The organism is Nostoc sp. (assembly GCF_036917775.1).
Taxonomy (GTDB): Bacteria; Cyanobacteriota; Cyanobacteriia; order Cyanobacteriales; family Nostocaceae; genus Nostoc.
On record NZ_JBALEQ010000024.1, the window covers coordinates 49,743 to 67,074 of the forward strand.

The window sequence follows — 17,332 nt, forward strand, 5'->3', positions numbered from 1 at the left end:
TTGTCTAATATTTATTTATACCTGTTAGAAAGCATCTCAACAATATTTAAATAAATATTAATTTTTTGCTGCAATATAACCTATTTAGGCAGCAGCCAAACTTAATTTAAATTATTTCTGAAAACCAAGTTACTTCCTTAACCAATAATTAGTGATGTTTTTGCGACTTCCCCGACGTTTATTTCTGTTTAATCTGCTAGGTTTGACATTTGCTGCTTGTCAATCATCAAATGATATTAATGGTACGTTAACTGTTGGTGTTCTCAACTATGGTGGAGGCGAACAGATAATTAATCAATATGCTAAATTTAATAGTTATTTAGGTGAAAAAACAAACTCATATATTCAGCTAGAGCCAGTTTTTAATGAAAATAGAGCAGTTGAGCGCCTAGAAGCTCGTGCTTGGTCATTGGTATTTGCTCCACCGGGTTTAGCAGCTATTGCGATCGCACGTCACCAATATGCTCCCCTATTTCCTTTAGTAGGTATTAATAATTTGCGCTCAATTTTCGTTGTTCGCAAAGACAATCCAATTACCGAATTGAAGCAACTGCAAGGTCAAACAGTGGCTTTAGGTCAATTAGGTTCAGCAACAGGATATTATTTTCCTCTTTACAATCTTTATGGTACAACACTAGCTGAGATCCTATTTGCACCCACACCTAAAGCCGCGCTGGAATTGGTGGCTCAAGGAAAAGCGATCGCCTGTGCTGTCTCAGAGGCGGAATTGGCTCTCTACGGTTCACAGTTTGCCCCCACGGAATTCCGTATACTATTTAAAGACCCTCATTATGTACCATTAGGCGTGGTCTTGATTGGCCCGAATGTGGAACGTAACCGTCAAGAGTTCATCCGTAAAGTGATGAGTGATGCGCCTTCTGGTTTAGCTCAAGAAGTGGGGTATGTACCCAATGGACAAGTACCAGATTACAAATACATGATTTCTGTGGTCGATCGGGTAAGCTCGATTACTTCTAAGCTGCAAAAAAAACCTGTCCAATTATTTTGATTTACATCATAAATATTGCTCAAAAAAACAATTTGAATCGTGCTAGCTGGTTTTGAATTGTTCCTGTCAGGATTTTATTTAGTTCTGTAGTGTCTTGAAATTGCAAAATTTGCTGTGTGGGTAAGTCGAAGGGAAATTGTCCTTCAATATCTGGACGTTGCATTTGTGCTAGTACAATCTGTTCAGATCGCTTACTTTGGATGGCATAGCCAATCTCAATACAGACATTGGGACTAGGAATTAGTTGGGGGGTTTCTTTACCGTCAACACTAGCGATGGGTGTGGTGTCAGCGATAAATAACAAACTCTTACGGATTTTTCGCATGATCGTGCGGTTAATCCGTAGAGTAGCACCACTAGGGCGAGAGGATTCTACTAATGTTAGAGGAAGGCGCGATCGCAAGTTTAAACTTTCTAAACTTTTTCGCAGTTCTTCTCTAAGAGCATTCGTCGCAGCGACATACTCAGTTTGATAGGATAAAAAAATCGTTGGTTCTAACTGAGCCAACAGAGCCTGTTTAGTAAAATAAATTTCATGACTAATTAAGTCAATGTTGGCGACGCAATAGCCACCACTTCCTTCAATATAAAATTCAATATTTTCCCCTTCTAGATAGCGCCCAAACCAAGTTGATTTCTTAACTTCATCGCTTTCTTCTAAAAAGTCTGCTCGCAATGCCGATCTCAGCAGGCTTTTTTTGCTCAAGCGAATGTCTGGCGGACGTTTTTCTAGTTCTTGAATCGGCTCGTAATCCTGTAGATACCACGCTCTGAGCGCAATAATTGACATAAGGCGCTATTTAAATTATTTTTCACTATTTAGCTTAGTATAATCTTACACCAAGAGGAGTCCATCTCTTAGACTTCTCTTTAAACACAACAACACCCAAGCATCTACTCGCTGAACTATCTTCTCTCGTTGTTTATCAGATGCAGGGATGTACTAATTTTCATCGCTTGTGTAAACAAGTTATGAAATCTAGTGACAGCGCCCCCTAATCTTCCACATTTGAGTAAATAGCAGTTTTCGCGTTGGGTGTTGCTGTGTTTTGACGAGACAGATGTAAGTTAAACAGCGTCTTTTACCTCTTACTTACGACTCCAAATGCAGCTGTTATATCTGCCAGGGAAGCTTATTTATCAGCTTCAATTATTAGATTATCACTCATAGATGGAAGGGAGTTTTTTTGCAACGAAACTTTACTTTTAAAGTATTGGGTAATCAAAGTCAATATAAGCTAACGCGCTTCTATATTGCACTATTTTCCGTGTAGACCGTCATTAGTCATTAGTCATTTGTGTGTTACCAAGGACAAATGACTAATGACAAAGGACAACCTCACCAGTTGATATGCTTTCTTATATGCGTAACAGCTTATTGCAGTAATGGGATAACTTCTAAATCTTTTCTTTAGCCTATTATTAAAAAATAGCATCAACCTTTTGGATGAATAAAGTAATTACTAATTCAAATTTTAAGTTTTGAAACAAACATTCTGAAAATAAGGTAGAAAATCTATTTCTCTACCTTGAGTGAACGATTTTAGCTGGAGGCTTGACGGGAATTTCAATCCAGAACTCTGTACCTTTCCCAGGTTCGGAAATGCACTCCATTATTCCACCATGTTTTTCGACAATAATCTGATAGCTGATTGCCAATCCTAATCCTGTACCTTTGCCCACAGGTTTGGTAGTATAAAATGGGTCAAAAATTCGCTTTTTTATCTCTGGAGTCATTCCCGGCCCATTGTCACTAATACGAATCAATAGACGAGAGTTATCTGCTGAGATTCTAGTGGAAATGTGGATAGTAGGCACTGGGGATGGCTTATCTTGTTTGTCCTCCTCCCCAGTCCCCATTTCCCAGTTCCCTATTCCCCATTCTCCATTCCCCATTTCTAAAGCATCTATGGCATTGCTAAAAATATTCATGAATACCTGATTCATTTGACCGGCATAGCATTCTATCGTTGGAATGTTGCCATAGTCTTTGATTACCTGAATGCCGGGGAATTCATCATTTCCTTTCAGTTGATGTTGTAAAATTAACAAGGTGTTGTCAATGCCTTCATGCAAGTCAACGCGCTTGTTCTCAGCCTCATCCAAGCGAGAAAAATTGCGTAACGACAGCACTATTGAACGGATGCGATCGCTTCCTACTTGCATTGAGGTGATGATTTTTGGAAGGTCTTCTATCAAAAATTCAAAATCCACTGCTTCGATCGCAGTACTAATTTCACTATCAGGATCGGGATAATGTAGCTGGTAGAGGCGTAAAATTTCTAGCAGTTGTTCGATGTAGTCACTGGCGTGGCACAGATTACCGTAGATAAAGTTAACGGGGTTGTTGATTTCGTGGGCGATACCCGCCACCAACTGTCCTAAGCCAGACATTTTTTCGGTTTGAATCAATCTTGTCTGTGTTTCTTGGAGTTCATGTAAAGTCTTTCCTAACTGTTCTGCTTTATTTCTGGCTTCAGCTTCAGCCTTACAGGTTTGTTCATAGAGTTGTGCTTGTTGAATGGCGATCGCAGCCTGATCTCCTAGCTGTTGCAATAAATCAATTTCTGTATCCTGCCAATTTCTGGGAGCGCTACATTCATGGGCAATTAGTAAACCCCATAGTTCTATACCTATATTAATTGGAACTATTAAGTTTGCTTGAATTTGCAGACTTTGCAAAAACTCTCGATGACACTCACTTAAAGAATTAGTTGAAACGTCGTTAATTGCTCGTACTCTACCCTGAGCGTATAAATACGTATGCTCATCAGGAAAGCATTCTAGTGGTGAATTCACTCCCAAAACTGACTGCCAATTACCATTAATCTCTTCCACAATCACCGATTTACTGTTCAGTTGGAAAATTACTACCCGATCTGAATTTAGCAGTGAGCGAACTTCGGAGACAATAGTTTGCAGGGTTGTCTGCAAGTCCAATGTACTGCGGATCTGCTCTGTGACTTGCTTGATTACCTTGGTGAGAAGTAATGATTTTTCTAGTTCAGCAGTTTGTTCTTGCACCCGCAGTTCCAAGTTGGCATTCAGCGCTTGTACTTCTTTATATATTTGCTGCTGCTGAATTGCCATTGAAAACTGATCGTACAACGCTTCTGCCAATGTCATATCTTCTGGTTTCCACTCAGGCGCTTGCCCCTTTTTTTGCTCTCGCCAAACCTCAAAGGAAAGCTGGGGTAGAAGTTGTCGCCGATTTTGTTCGCATCGTCCCGCCCACAAGATTTCCGTTTCAAATTCAGCGCGAAAAATGCTTAATACACCGATAAATTGTTCCCGGTAATGCAGGGGAATCACCATCAGTCCACGAATTTGAGTAGAACGAAATGCTAAAGCTAAAACTCGCAAATGCGGTTCTTTATAGAGGTCAGCAGTTGCCCAAATATTACCTGGTTTAAACTCAGTCATCCAGTTTTGCCATGTAGGATGCTGTTCAATAATGCTGCTATTTAATTCGTAAGGTAGTGTGGGTTGATTGCCCCAGGTGTATAGTTCCCGACTCTCTTCAATGTAAAGCCTGCCACCTACTGCACTGAATGCGGTAATAACTTCTTGAATAGCTCCTTGCAACTGGATTGTTGGTAGTTTATGCAATAGTCTGGTGACTCGGTTAATAGTAGCTTCTTGCTTTTGCTGGGTAAGCGCTGCGGTGAGTAGATTACTTTGAGCGATCGCGATCGCAACCTGATCAGCAACTTGCTGCAATACTTTGATTTCCCGCTTCAAAATCTTTCGCGGTTCACTCTGGTGAGCTACCAACAATCCCCACAATTTAGGCTTTGCCGATTGTTGTTGTGGATCGCGATCTAAAATTGGCACTACTAAAGAAGATTGCACACCCATTGCCTTTAAGTATTGAATATGGCATGGGTCTACTTTCCGATAATAGATATTAGTTTGTAGGCGTTTGCCAGTTTCTCTTGATTGGAGAGGTGATAACCCGATTTTCTCGTTTGCTACATCGACAATCGAACGTTGCCCCGCCAACAAAAACATCTCTCTGGCCGCTTCGGGGATATCATGAACTGGGAAGCGCAACCCTAACAAGGATGGTAGACGCTCGTTATAAATAGATTCAGCAATGACTTCACCACTACCACTAGTATCAAAACGATATACCTTGACTCGATCTGCACTTAAGAATAACCGTACTTCATTAACGGTAGTTGTTAATATTTCTTGAAGATCGAGCGATCGCCTAATCTGTTTGATCATCCGGTGCAGTAAGCTTTCTTGGTCTAAGCCTTGCTGCAACTCGTTTAGTTTATCGATAGATGTCATTGTTTATATACACCATGACTGAAGTATAGTTTTTTTTAATAATTGTCCCGAATGAGAAATTTCAATTTACAATGTCTTGATTTTTATTCCATTTCAATAAATTTCTGCGACAAAGGCATTGCGAGGTGCGTACATCTGTTGCAATTTTTTTATAAATGGATTAAAGGGTATTTGAAAAGTATTAGATATTTTGCTTAATTCTCATAATCCTAAGAAAGTTGATTTAGGGAGATATCAAACCACTTGATATATCATTAGGGACTTTTCAAACATCCTTTCAAGTCTAAAGTAAAGAAAAATTTAATCATTGACACTTATTGATTTTATATTCTTAATCATTAAAAAAATTCAGTATTTTTACTTAAATGACATCTTCATCATTACCTTATTTTGTTGACCATTTTTGTCTCGGAAGTTTCCCAAAGAGCGCAGTGGTTCCCCTTAAAAAGCTATAATATTAGTTAGATATTTATTAATATTTACAAGGGCGTTCGTTCCTATAAGTCCCAAAGCCTTAAACTAGATTATATATTCTCAATAGCAATAAGCTTTTTTCGTAGAGATAATGACTAAATTGCCAATTTAACAAGAATTTTCAAGTATTGTAAGCCATGTAGAACAATGGTTTGAATATTAATATTGCTCCTAAAAATGTCAAAAATAAATCAAATAGTCTTGAATTTACTCTTTAGGAAGATAGCTTTAGGGAGATTTAAAATTTAACTAAACTTGATTTAATCATTGACAAATTTTCAAAAAATTTTGACTGGATAATTTTAATATTACCCGTCTAATTACTGATTTTATATTAAATGTAACTATAGAACTCCTATTTGATTTTTGAATAAGACTCAGTACGGATCTATCCCTTCTTTCCTATTTCCTATTGCCTGTTCCCTGCCCACACAAGTAAATATAGCTACGCCACGTTGTGCGAACAGGAATCAAACCGGATTTCTATATTTTGATGAAATTATTCGTAAATTCTTGTTAAAGATAGTAAGTTACGAATTTCTTCACGCACACTCATGAGAGTTTTACCGAGATGGTTTTGACCTGCTTTATTAGCACCACAGCCCCAAAAAGAATCGGTTGGGGAGTTTTCAACCAAAAGCTCATCGCCTGTCTTCAGCAGAACTTCTCTAATATCAGTATGAGTGAGGAACTTTTTGAGTACAGCTTCTCGCATAATTTGCGTTTTTACCAAATCCCAGTCTCGACGGAGTTGGCGAGTGCTACATCTTCCCAAAGCGGCAGCTTCTTCTGGGGTGGCGGCGGTATGGATGAGGGGTATAATTGCCGCATCTTTGCTGCCAACAAACTTTTGTGCTTGATAATAATGCTCAACAGTTGCCCAGTAAGTGTCCTGGATGTGGATTCCGTGGGGAGAAAAGTTAGAAAAACAGCCATAAGGCTGCCAAACCTTATAAAAGTAAATGGTCATTTGAAAATTACTCTTTCATATATAGCAATCCTATTTGATTTGTGAGAATTGCAACTCAAAACCGAACTTATCTAAATTCTGTCACTTCATCAAAGAAGGCAGAATGGCACTAAGATAAGCACAAATCCCTGATTTAACTGGCTTTTGAGTGTGGGGAGTGTGGGGAGAGAGGGGAGTGTGGGAGGTAAGATTTATTCCCACACCTCCCACACCTCCCACACCTCCCACACCCTATACACCGCCCTCAGATAAAGGTTTCAGGTTTTTTTAGTGCCATTCAAGGAAGGTAGTTGTTGCAAAGGTCAGTTTTTATCCTAACCCTTGCTCCCTGCCTCCTTCATCGGTAAGATGAGGGTGAAAGTTGTTTGACCAAAAGCTGTTGAGTCAAGGGTGAGGTCGCCATGATGTGCCCTGGCAATTTCACGGGCTAGGCTGAGTCCTAGTCCGATGCCTTCTATTTTGCGGGTTCGAGCCGGATCGCCGCGATAGAAGCGGTCAAAAATGCGTAGACGGTCGCTTGCTGGAATATCTTTGGAAGCATTGGCAATGATGACGTGGAGAGTTGTTTGAGTTTGATGAGTGCGAATTTTTATCCAGCCGTTGGGGAGATTGTATTTTATAGCATTACTGAACAGGTTTTGCAAAACTTGAATTAGAAGATCGCGATCGCCCTGTAAGCGTAGTCCATCAGTAAAGTCTGTTTGCACAGTCAAGTGGGGAGCCAGCATTTCCACATCTTCTAGCATCTCCATCAGCAACTCAGACATATCCACCTCAACCAAATACAAGCTCATTTTTCCGGCATCGGCCAGAGATAGCAGCAAGAGTTTCCGCATAATTCCACTCAGGCGGCGCACTTCATCTAATAGGTTACTTAAGCGCTGTTGTACTTCACTCCCAGGATCAACCTGTTGCAGGGTTCGTTCTAGTTCGCCTTGCAAAATCGTCAGTGGGGTTTTCAGTTCATGAGCCGCATCACCACTAAAGCGAGAAGCTTGGGTAAAACTGCGTTCCAACCGTTCCAACATCAAGTTAAATACCTGAATCAACTCGACAAATTCAACATCAGTTGTTCCAATGGGAATTCGTTGATCTAGTCCTTTAACAGTTACTTGTTGAATAACACCTGTTAATTGATGGATAGGACGTAAAGCACCACCAGAAACTAACCATGCACCGATGGCAACTAGCAATAGCGACCCCGGAATTGAAACCAAGAAAATATTCCGAATGGTAGCCATTTCTTGATCAACGGCTTGCAGATTCACAGCAATGCCAACCTGAGCATTGGGAAATTTAGTTGCTCCAATCCGCCAAGCTGCTTTTGCTGTCTGTGCAGTGACAAATTTAGGTGGACGCGGACGAAGAAAGGGTGGCGGCCCAACATTTCTATTTGAGGGTGGCGGTGGTTCTCTCTGCGGAGGTGATGGTAAAGGTAGCAACTGAAGACGCTTAAGCAACAGGCGATTCACCTCAACGTCGGCAGTTAGGGAGTTAGATTGATAAAGGATGTTGCCGTTGGCATCAAGCACCAGTAGGGCAATGGGAGTTTTTGTATTGGTTCCGAAGGCATCAGATAATGAGTCTTCGTAAAATTGCCATCGTGAGGGTCGGCTTTCTTTGCCCTGATTTTCAGGAGGTTCCCCCCGTGGTGGCAAGTTCGGAGTTGCCCGCATCAAGTGATTTAACAGTTCTGCATCAAGACGGCTGATTTTAGCATTGTAAATCTGAAACCAGGAGACTGCACCAAAACCAACTAATGTGGTTCCAGCTAGAGCCGCAGACAATAGGGCAATTCTGAGGCGAAATGAACGGAGTTTCATGAGCTAGACTCTGGTTTGCGAAACCGATATCCAACCCCTCGAATGCTTTCAATCCAGACTGCTTCATCAATGGGGTCAATTTTTTTACGAATTCGCTGGATACAAACATCTACGACGTTGGTGTTAGGGTTAAAGTCGTAGCCCCAAACATGCTCCAAAATTTGGGTACGGGTGAAAACCCGTCCGGGAGAGCGCATCAGATACTCCAGAAGATTGAACTCGCGGCTGGTGAGTTCTATTGCTTGGCGATCGCAAGTAACTTCCCTGGTGATGCGATCAAGTTTGATCGGCCCAACACTAAGGATATTTTGGCGATTGCTCACACTCCGGCGAACAACAGCATGAATTCGAGCCGCTAACTCTTCTACAAAAAACGGTTTAGCGATGTAATCATCGGCTCCTAAATTTAGCCCTGCCAAGCGATCGTCTAGTTCATTCCGAGCCGTTAACAAAATTACCGGCGCATTTCGACCTTGCCCCCGCAAGAGTTTTAAGATTGATAGTCCATCCTTTCCCGGTACCATAATGTCGAGGATAAGAACATCATATTCATTTTCTAATGCTCGCAGATATCCTTCATCACCATTGTCGCAGTAGTCTACAACAAATCCTTGCTCCTTCAGTCCAGCCCGGACGAAGTTAGCAATTTTCGCTTCATCTTCGACAAATAGAACGTTCACAAGTATTTATTAGTTTATATATTGTTCCATTCTAGATTCATTACCTTTCTACTTAAATTACAAAACTGTAATTTAGAAAGCACGTGAACTGTAATTTTGAGGTGGCTTAATCAGAAATATGAACACCTTACATTTTGCAGGTTGATTTATATGAATATTCGTCGAGTCTTAGCCGTAGCAGCCATTCCTTTTTTGATTGGTACATTCGGTTTTAGCCTACAAAATCAGGCTTATGCCGCTAATCCATCCAATCGAAATGCCCAGATTTCCCAACAGCCTCAAACACCACAAATATCTGATAAAAAACCACAGATTAGACATTCTAAACCCCTTCTGAATCATAAAAAGCGTCCTCCCCAACATCCCCAAAATCATCATCAGGGTGCGGTTCAAAATCGTGTAGAACACAATAATCGTTAATTGCAGTACCTTTTATTCTTGAAAATTACAAAATTGTAATTTTCAAACAGGGCAAATTGTAATTTTGGTTCAGTTAAATCAGAAATGTAAACGAGCTATCTTTGGAAAAATGATCATGAATATTCGTAGAATACTAGTTGTAACAGCGATTCCCGTTTTGGTTGGCACATTTGGTTTGATTTCACTCAATCAGGCAAATGCTGCTAATAAATTCTCTCAAATTGCCCAGGCGCAACAACCACCCAACCAACCACCAGAAGGAGAACAACGCCCACCCCGCCCTGATTTTAAGGCTGCTGCAACCAAGTTAGGAGTTAGCGAACAGCAGTTAAAAGATGCGTTGGGTGTCCCTGCCAATCCTCCAAGTGGCGATCGCAATCAACGCCCACCCCGCCCTGATTTTAAGGCTGCTGCAACCAAGTTAGGAGTTAGCGAACAGCAGTTAAAAGATGCGTTGGGTGTACCCGCTAATCCTCCAAGTGGCGATCGCAATCAACGCCCACCTCGCCCTGATTTTGCAGCGGCTGCAACCAAGTTAGGAGTTAGCGAACAGCAGTTAAAAGATGCCTTGGGTGTCCCTGCCAATCCTCCAAGTGGCGATCGCAATCAACGCCCACCCCGCCCTGATTTTGCAGCGGCTGCGACCAAGCTAGGAGTTAGCGAACAACAGTTAAAGGATGCGTTGGGTGTTCCACCTCATCCTCCAGGTGGCGATCGTCCTAACACAACAAAATAGCTGAATATTTGTGTAAGGGACTTCCAGCGAACCTAGGGGGCAAGGACTTGCGCCCCTACAAATCTAGAAATAATTTGGAATAATTTATTTTTTGCAAGCCCCTAAGTCCTAAAAAATTTAAAAATCGAAGGTTGTACGAAGCACGCCTACATACTGCGTATCATTTCTACTATCGTTTTCCGGGTTGAGAATTACCCAAACACCAGGAGTTACAGAGATATTATCGTTCAGGCGGTAGCGATAGAATGCTTCAATATGGTAAGCGGTGTCTCGGTCTTGACGGATATCACTGTTAGAGACACGCGGTGGTATCCCAAAGAGAATTCCTGGCAGGTTGCCTTTACCGCCCACATCGGGAAACGACATACCAATCGCTCCAAACCAAGCATTGGCATTATCACCATTGTTTACGAAGAGAGAATCTGTTCCACCCCTACCATTAGAAATATCGCTGAAACCAGAGTTTTTTGCATTTGCCCAAACATATCCACCCCAAGAGTGAACTTGGAAATTTTGGGAAAAGCGATAGTATCCCTGTACGCCAACAATGCTATTGGAAGTGGCAATGTTATTTCCAAAGGGAGCGTTTGACAGGGCGCTGCCTCTGCCGGCGTTGATATCTACAGTACCAGCAGGGTTATAACCATGAGAGTAAGCGACACTAATAGCTCCTTGTTCGCCGTAATATGCTAGGTGGGCTAGAGCATTGTAGCCGCCATCAAATAAGCCATTTTGCGCTGATGGAACGTTCGGATTATTTGCTAGATAGCCCAAGGTGAGAATCAAGTTTTTGCTGATACTCAAGTTAGCGGCTGCACCACCACCACCTCGCTCGAAGAGGGGACTGTTTTTACCAAAGAGTGAGGGAATCCCATTACCATCATCAGCGATCGTGGCAGGAGTGATGTTGTTTGTGATGTCGTTGTAACCAATACCTGTGGGGCCAACAACGAAAGAAAGGGAGTCACCAACGGGGAAGTAGTAACGGATGTGGGGAATTATTAGTGTATTGTTGCTGTCATTGTCGAAATTCAGGCGTGTCATGCCTGTGCCTGTGGCTGCGGCAATTTGACTTGCACCATTAGAATTTGTAAAGTTGCCAAATTCCAGCCGGACTCGCAATAAATCTTTACCGGTGAAGCTACTCTCTAAGTTGAGACGACCCCGGTTAGCAAAATAGAGACGGGAGTCATCGCTTTGTCCACCTACTCTATTACCAAAGGTATCACTAATGGCCGTAATAATTTGAGCATTCAACTTAGTAGTGGTGGAAAATTGCTGCTGCTCCAACGTTGCTGTATGTGCTTCCAGGGTATCCACCCGACCACGCAGAGTTGCCAATTCTGCCGCAAACTCTGTCTGCAAATTTTGCAGCACTGTTAAATCTTCTTTTTTGACTAAATCATTAGTACCAACAGCAATTAATTCATTCACCCGGTCTAAACAAGCATTTAAACCAGCAGCAAATTCATAACGACTTAAGGCACGATTACCACGATAGGTTGCATCAGGATAACCTGCAATACAGCCATAGCGTTCGACTAGTGATTGCAGTGCCTGAAATGCCCAATCACTAGGTTTGATATCAGAAAGTTGAGAAACAGAATTAACTTGTCCCTGCAAATTTCTATCATCTTCTGGAGGTGCTGCCCAAACTGCTGGAACTACCAAAAATAAGACAAAAAAGCTATGAAAAAGAATTTTGATCATTGACTTAGAGGATGTTTGAAAAGTTTTCTTCTCGGTAACAAAACATTCTAGATCCCCCTAAATCCCCCTTAAAAAGGGGGACTTTGATTCCGGGTTTCCCCTTTTTTAAGGGGACTAGGGGGGATCAGTTAGTGCCTAAAATCACAGTCAACCACTTTTCAAACAACCTCTTAGACTTATTGGTTGAAAATGGTTGAATTCTGATTTTGTAACGAAAGAAATTACAGCCAAACAAAAGCTTCTAACATACAAGCTAATCAGCATTAAAGTTACATATTTTGAGTTGACGTTTTAGCTTACTCAAAGCAACGCTATAACTTTTTGCTCATTGCTGCTTTTAATAGCTGCTTCTATAATCCGCATTACATTAATTCCGTCTTCGGCAGTAACAGCAACTGGCTGATTATCAACAATTGAGAGTTTCCATCTTTTTACTGATTGACTGAAGCGAAAGATTGTATTTAGTTGTTGTTAGATGTTCCAGATAAAATTTTCAGCATCAGGGTGGGCAAGATGCCCACCCCACAAAGTTTACAGCAATCTTTTTTGATTTGAGACCAAATCCATTTGTATCGGAATTATTCTTCTTTTCTCTTCTCAGCACCCTCAGAGTCTCTGCGGTTTTTTAATCATTCAGATGCTACTGAATTTGATTTGAAAAATCGAAAATAAAGTTTTTTACGAATGATTCAGTTCAGAATTACAAATTAGGCAGCAGAGGCATTAGGTAGATGAAAATTACATATCTTCCAACTCAATTCCTTTGGTTTCTTTAATAAAAAAGAGAATGAAAAAGAATGAGGTAGCCGCCGCAATTGTATAAAGTCCATAGGCAGAACCTAGACCGAAATATTGCAGTATGGGAGGAAATGTTGTGGAAATAAGGAAATTGGCAACCCATTGAATTGCAGCAGCAACTGAAAGTGCAGCCGCTCGAATCTTGTTATTAAACATTTCTCCCAACAGCACCCAAACCACTGGCCCCCAGGAGAAACCGAAGCAAAACACGTAGAGGTTCGCTGCGATGAGAGCTACAGTCCCGGCGCTTCCGGCGAGGGCGGGGTTTCCAGCAGCATCTAGGGGAGCGTTGCCAAAAATATAAGCCATCGTGCCCAAGGTCACGGTCATACCAATTGAACCTATTATTAGCAACGGCTTGCGACCAAATTTATCCACGAAGGCGATCGCAATTAATGTTGTAATAATATTGACTGCTCCTGTAATCACCGTAATGCTTAGGGAACTTTGTTCGGAAAACCCAACGGCCCGCCACAAAACGCTGCTGTAGTAGAAAATTACATTAATTCCAACAAATTGCTGTAATACAGATAAACCGATTCCTATCCAAACAATGGGGAGGAGTCCGCCACTTCTGCTTAAAAGGTCAGAAAATCTCGGTTCGCGTTCTCGAAGCACTGTCTGCCGAATTTCTTCGATTTTTGTCAGCACATCACCCCCCAAAATCTTGGTCAGAACGTTAGCAGCTTCTGGTTCTCGTCCTTGAGCAACCAAGTAACGGGGAGATTCGGGAATCATTAAAGCTGACATTCCGTAAAGTATGGCTGGAGGAATTTCTGTCCAAAACATCCAACGCCAAGCGGGTATTCCAAATAAAAACGGCGACTCGGCTGAACCTGCTGATACAGCAATAAAGTAGTCGCATAGCAATGCAATGAAAATTCCAACTACGATCGCTAATTGTTGCAGAGATCCCAATCTTCCTCGCAAATGGGTAGGAGAACATTCGGCGATATAAGCTGGCGCGATAACGCTAGCTGCACCAACTGCAATGCCACCCAATACCCGCCAAAAGATGAAATCCCAGATTCCGAAGGCAATCCCGGAGCCAATACCACTGATGGTAAATAACACCGAAGCTGCTACCATTGCTTTGACTCGACCATAACGGTCTGCAATTTTCCCTGCATAAAAGGCTCCTACCGCAGACCCTAACAATGCTAGGGAGACGGCAAAACCCGTTAACACACTGTTGGCGTTGAAAGCTTTGGCAAGAGCGCCAACCGCACCGTTGATCACTGCGGTGTCAAAACCGAACAGAAAGCCGCCGAGGGCAGCAGCACCAGCAATCAAAATGACATAAAACGTGCTGGATTTACGACGAGTAGTAGTGGAGGTCATAGTTTATATATTGGGAATTGGGAATTGGGAATTGGGAATTGGGGAGCAGGAGAGTAGACAGCAAAAACTTATTAATGGAGTTCAAAGGCTCATTAATGGAGTCCAAAGACTCATTAATGGAGTTCAAAGACTCATTAACGGAGTTCAAAGACTCATTAACGGAGTTCAAAGGCTCATTAACGGAGTTCAAAGACTCATTAATGGAGTTCAAAGGCTCATTAACGGAGTTCAAAGGCTCATTAACGGAGTTCAAAGGCTCATTAATGGAGTTCAAAGACTCATCTTCTATTCTCAATGCCCAATTCCCAAAGAAATTATTTACCGTCTAGAACGTCTGCGGAGTCGGTCAATCATTACTGCCAAAATAATTACTAGTCCTTTGACGACTAGTTGCCAGAAGTAAGATAGGTTCAACAGAGTTAAACCGTTGTTGAGAATAGCGATGATTAATGCACCTAGAAGAGTGCCGCCAATGGTACCAATACCACCTGTAAAGCTGGTTCCACCAAGAATAACAGCTGCGATCGCATCTAATTCGTAACCTTGACCTAATACACCACTAGCACTATAAAGACGGCTAGCACTCATTATTCCTGCTAAACCTGCCAGTAATCCACTAATGCCATAGACGAATAGCAACACCCGATTAACTTTAATCCCTGTTAATCTGGCTGCCCGTTCGTTACCACCGACAGCATATATCTGCACACCCAAAACAGTTTGTCGCAGCACAAACCAGCTAGCGATTACGGTCAGTAGCGCAATGATTACTAACCACGGCAGGGGGCCGACATAATTATTACCCACCCAAGCAAAATTGATGTCTGGGTTAATCAGCGTTGCTCCCTTGGCAACTAAAAAGGCAACACCCCGTAAGGCTGTAAGTGAACCTAATGTGACAATAAAAGGTGGCACATCCAAAAAGGTGATGAGAGCGCCATTGATTAAGCCTAAAAGCAATCCCGCTAGCAACGCAGCAGGCACAGCCGCCCAACTTAAAGCAGGTAGCAGCGATACCAGTAAGGAAACTACGGCAGAAACAGCCAATATTGACCCAACTGAAAGGTCAATCCCTCCGGTGAGAATCACAAAGGTCATTCCTGTGGCCAGCACAATATTGATTGATGACTGACGCAAGATATTAACGATGTTACTGCCTGTGAGGAAGTTGGGAGAAAGGAATGTAAATAAGATGCAGATAATTACTAAGATTGGCAGAATACCCGCAACTTCTAAGAGAGTGCTGATTGATTTCCGATTGCGGGATGCGGGATTGTTGGCTAATTTATTGGCAGGCGGTCTGACTGTCTGACTCATGATTCTAATACCTCCGATGCTCCAGTTGCATAGTGCATAATCTTTTCTTGGGTGATTTCTTTGCCAAGGCTGCCGTCCAGTTCGCCTACTAGTTGTCCCTCTCGCATCACCAAGACGCGATCGCTCATACCGACAATCTCTGATAGTTCGCTGGAAACCATTAAAATAGCAACACCTTGTGCTGCCAATTCGCTCATAATTCGGTAAATTTCGCTTTTAGCACCGATATCTACGCCGCGTGTCGGCTCATCTAACATCAGTACTCTGGGTTTAATGGCTAACCAACGCGCTAACAGTAGCTTCTGTTGATTCCCACCAGAAAGATCCAGCGCTCTAATTTCCAAATTGGCTAGACGAATATTAAAGTTTTCTACCGCGTCTGTTGACAGCCGATTCACTGAAGGCCAGTTAACAATTCCAGCTTTGGCATCCTGCTTGAGTGTATTCATAGCAATATTCTTGCGGGCGCTCATCTCTAGAAATAAACCTTGGTCTTTGCGGTCTTCGGGGACGTAGCCAATTCCGGCAGCGATCGCATCACTGGGCGTATTAATTTCTAGTTTTTTGCCATTTAAAAATACTTCACCACTGGCTTTGCGGTCAGCACCAAAAATCAGCCGCGATAGTTCTGTGCGTCCTGCACCCACTAACCCCGCTAAACCGAGAATTTCTCCTGCATGAAGTTCAAAGCTAGCCGGCTCAATTTTCTGACGAGCATCGCTCATGTTTCTGACTTCTAGCACCACAGGGCCAGGATTCATTTGCCGTTGATGTTCGTAAAAGTCTTGCATGGAGCGACCGACCATCATCTGCACCAATCGCTGTGGAGAAATTTCGCTGCGTGTGAGACTACCAATATATTGACCATCGCGCAGGACGCTAATCCGGTCAGCTAAAGCATAGATTTCTTCCATCCGATGGCTAATATAAATAATCGCAATGCCATCATTCCGCAGTTTGCGAATTACTTCGAATAAATGGTCGCTCTCGCGGTCAGATAGGGCTGCTGTTGGCTCATCCATCACCAAAACGCGGCTTTTATCTTTTAGTGCCCTGGCAATTTCGACTTGTTGCTGTTCTGCGATCGATAAAGTACCAACTATAGTCTGGGCGGTAAAATTCGCTCCCAAGCTATCTAACACTTGCTCTGCTTCCAGTCGCATGGCTTTACGGTCTAAAAACTGACCTCGCCGCAACTCGCTACCCATAAACATATTTTCGGTAACAGTTAAATTAGGCGCAACGTTCAATTCTTGATAAATAAGATTAATTCCCGCTTTGCGTGCTGTCGCCGGGTCAGTAATTTTCAGGGGTTGACCATTGATGCGAATTTCTCCTTCATCGGCAATGTAAGCTCCTGCCAAGATTTTCATCAATGTGCTTTTACCTGCTCCGTTTTCACCCATCAGGGCATGAACTTCTCCGGGATAAATCGTGAGATTAACATTTTGGAGCGCAGATACACCATGAAATCGTTTGGTAATCCCTTGCATTTCTAATACAGGGGTGCTGGTTGGTGCATCAGGAAATGAGGTTTCAATACTTGTTGTCATGAACATCTCCTCTAAAAAGAATCTAAAAGTCGCAAGTTGTGAGTTAGAAATTAATCAACTCACATCTGATGTGAAATTAAAAGCATCACAAAATTCTGTTTTAAAAAGCGATTGCTATCTTGGAAAGTTCTGAATATTGCCTTTCAATATTCAGAACTTTCTACAAATGCACATATATACATCATGGGTATGTGCAAAAACTATG

At 42.2% G+C, this 17,332-nt stretch carries 13 protein-coding genes; 3 read left to right on the forward strand and 10 right to left on the reverse strand.

Annotated elements, in window-relative coordinates:
* Positions 1-154 precede the first annotated feature (154 nt).
* Complete coding sequence (locus V7K69_RS04060) at positions 155-1,009, forward strand: phosphate/phosphite/phosphonate ABC transporter substrate-binding protein (protein WP_335031643.1); 855 nt, start codon at positions 155-157, stop codon at positions 1,007-1,009.
* Between the two features lie 19 nt (positions 1,010-1,028).
* Here V7K69_RS04060 and V7K69_RS04065 read toward each other — a convergent pair whose 3' ends face one another.
* From V7K69_RS04065 to V7K69_RS04085, 5 genes are all read right to left on the reverse strand, one after another.
* A complete protein-coding gene (locus V7K69_RS04065) occupies positions 1,029-1,799 on the reverse strand; it encodes a hypothetical protein (RefSeq protein WP_335031645.1) in 771 nt (256 codons plus the stop codon).
* A 734-nt stretch (positions 1,800-2,533) separates the two neighbouring features.
* Complete coding sequence (locus tag V7K69_RS04070) at positions 2,534-5,305, reverse strand: GAF domain-containing sensor histidine kinase (protein WP_335031647.1); 2,772 nt, start codon at positions 5,303-5,305, stop codon at positions 2,534-2,536.
* 973 nt (positions 5,306-6,278) lie between these two features.
* A complete protein-coding gene (locus V7K69_RS04075) occupies positions 6,279-6,749 on the reverse strand; it encodes an N-glycosidase (RefSeq protein WP_335031649.1) in 471 nt (156 codons plus the stop codon).
* Positions 6,750-7,063: 314 nt separating this feature from the next.
* The gene (locus V7K69_RS04080; RefSeq protein ID WP_335031651.1) at positions 7,064-8,572 is read right to left on the reverse strand and encodes an ATP-binding protein; all 1,509 of its coding nucleotides are present in this window, start codon (positions 8,570-8,572) and stop codon (positions 7,064-7,066) included.
* On the reverse strand, positions 8,569-9,252 hold the full coding sequence (locus V7K69_RS04085) for a response regulator transcription factor (protein WP_163928936.1): 684 nt from the start codon (positions 9,250-9,252) through the stop codon (positions 8,569-8,571). Before V7K69_RS04085 ends, V7K69_RS04080 begins: the two co-directional genes overlap by 4 nt.
* A 150-nt stretch (positions 9,253-9,402) precedes the next feature.
* Between V7K69_RS04085 and V7K69_RS04090 the strand changes: the two genes are divergently transcribed.
* Complete coding sequence (locus tag V7K69_RS04090) at positions 9,403-9,672, forward strand: hypothetical protein (RefSeq protein ID WP_335031654.1); 270 nt, start codon at positions 9,403-9,405, stop codon at positions 9,670-9,672.
* Positions 9,673-9,787: 115 nt separating this feature from the next.
* Positions 9,788-10,408 carry a hypothetical protein gene (locus V7K69_RS04095; RefSeq protein WP_335031656.1) on the forward strand — a complete coding sequence of 207 codons (621 nt, stop codon included), beginning with the start codon at positions 9,788-9,790 and terminating at the stop codon, positions 10,406-10,408.
* 117 nt (positions 10,409-10,525) lie between these two features.
* On the opposite strand, the gene V7K69_RS04100 is transcribed toward V7K69_RS04095, so the two are convergent.
* The 5 genes from V7K69_RS04100 to V7K69_RS04115 form a co-directional block, all read right to left on the reverse strand.
* A complete protein-coding gene (locus tag V7K69_RS04100; protein WP_335031658.1) occupies positions 10,526-12,118 on the reverse strand; it encodes an iron uptake porin in 1,593 nt (530 codons plus the stop codon).
* A gap of 300 nt (positions 12,119-12,418) precedes the next feature.
* On the reverse strand, positions 12,419-12,574 hold the full coding sequence (locus V7K69_RS32875; protein ID WP_442936115.1) for a Gfo/Idh/MocA family oxidoreductase: 156 nt from the start codon (positions 12,572-12,574) through the stop codon (positions 12,419-12,421).
* Positions 12,575-12,856: 282 nt separating this feature from the next.
* Positions 12,857-14,257, reverse strand: a complete 1,401-nt coding sequence (locus V7K69_RS04105) for a sugar porter family MFS transporter (RefSeq protein WP_335031660.1) — start codon at positions 14,255-14,257, stop codon at positions 12,857-12,859.
* A gap of 318 nt (positions 14,258-14,575) precedes the next feature.
* A complete protein-coding gene (locus tag V7K69_RS04110) occupies positions 14,576-15,574 on the reverse strand; it encodes an ABC transporter permease subunit (protein WP_335031662.1) in 999 nt (332 codons plus the stop codon).
* Positions 15,571-17,127, reverse strand: coding sequence for a sugar ABC transporter ATP-binding protein (locus tag V7K69_RS04115; RefSeq protein ID WP_335031664.1), 1,557 nt, complete (start codon positions 17,125-17,127; stop codon positions 15,571-15,573). The genes V7K69_RS04110 and V7K69_RS04115 overlap by 4 nt, the downstream gene beginning before the upstream one ends.
* Between the last annotated feature and the right edge of the window lie 205 nt (positions 17,128-17,332).

Coding starts and splice junctions, on each gene's coding strand:
- V7K69_RS04110 (WP_335031662.1), bottom strand. CDS start 15,574: ATGAGTCAGACAGTCAGACCGCCTGCCAATAAATTAGCCAACAATCCC.
- V7K69_RS04105 (WP_335031660.1), bottom strand. CDS start 14,257: ATGACCTCCACTACTACTCGTCGTAAATCCAGCACGTTTTATGTCATT.
- V7K69_RS04080 (WP_335031651.1), bottom strand. CDS start 8,572: ATGAAACTCCGTTCATTTCGCCTCAGAATTGCCCTATTGTCTGCGGCT.
- V7K69_RS04090 (WP_335031654.1), top strand. CDS start 9,403: ATGAATATTCGTCGAGTCTTAGCCGTAGCAGCCATTCCTTTTTTGATT.
- V7K69_RS04065 (WP_335031645.1), bottom strand. CDS start 1,799: ATGTCAATTATTGCGCTCAGAGCGTGGTATCTACAGGATTACGAGCCG.
- V7K69_RS04075 (WP_335031649.1), bottom strand. CDS start 6,749: ATGACCATTTACTTTTATAAGGTTTGGCAGCCTTATGGCTGTTTTTCT.
- V7K69_RS04095 (WP_335031656.1), top strand. CDS start 9,788: ATGAATATTCGTAGAATACTAGTTGTAACAGCGATTCCCGTTTTGGTT.
- V7K69_RS04060 (WP_335031643.1), top strand. CDS start 155: ATGTTTTTGCGACTTCCCCGACGTTTATTTCTGTTTAATCTGCTAGGT.
- V7K69_RS04115 (WP_335031664.1), bottom strand. CDS start 17,127: ATGACAACAAGTATTGAAACCTCATTTCCTGATGCACCAACCAGCACC.
- V7K69_RS04070 (WP_335031647.1), bottom strand. CDS start 5,305: ATGACATCTATCGATAAACTAAACGAGTTGCAGCAAGGCTTAGACCAA.
- V7K69_RS04100 (WP_335031658.1), bottom strand. CDS start 12,118: ATGATCAAAATTCTTTTTCATAGCTTTTTTGTCTTATTTTTGGTAGTT.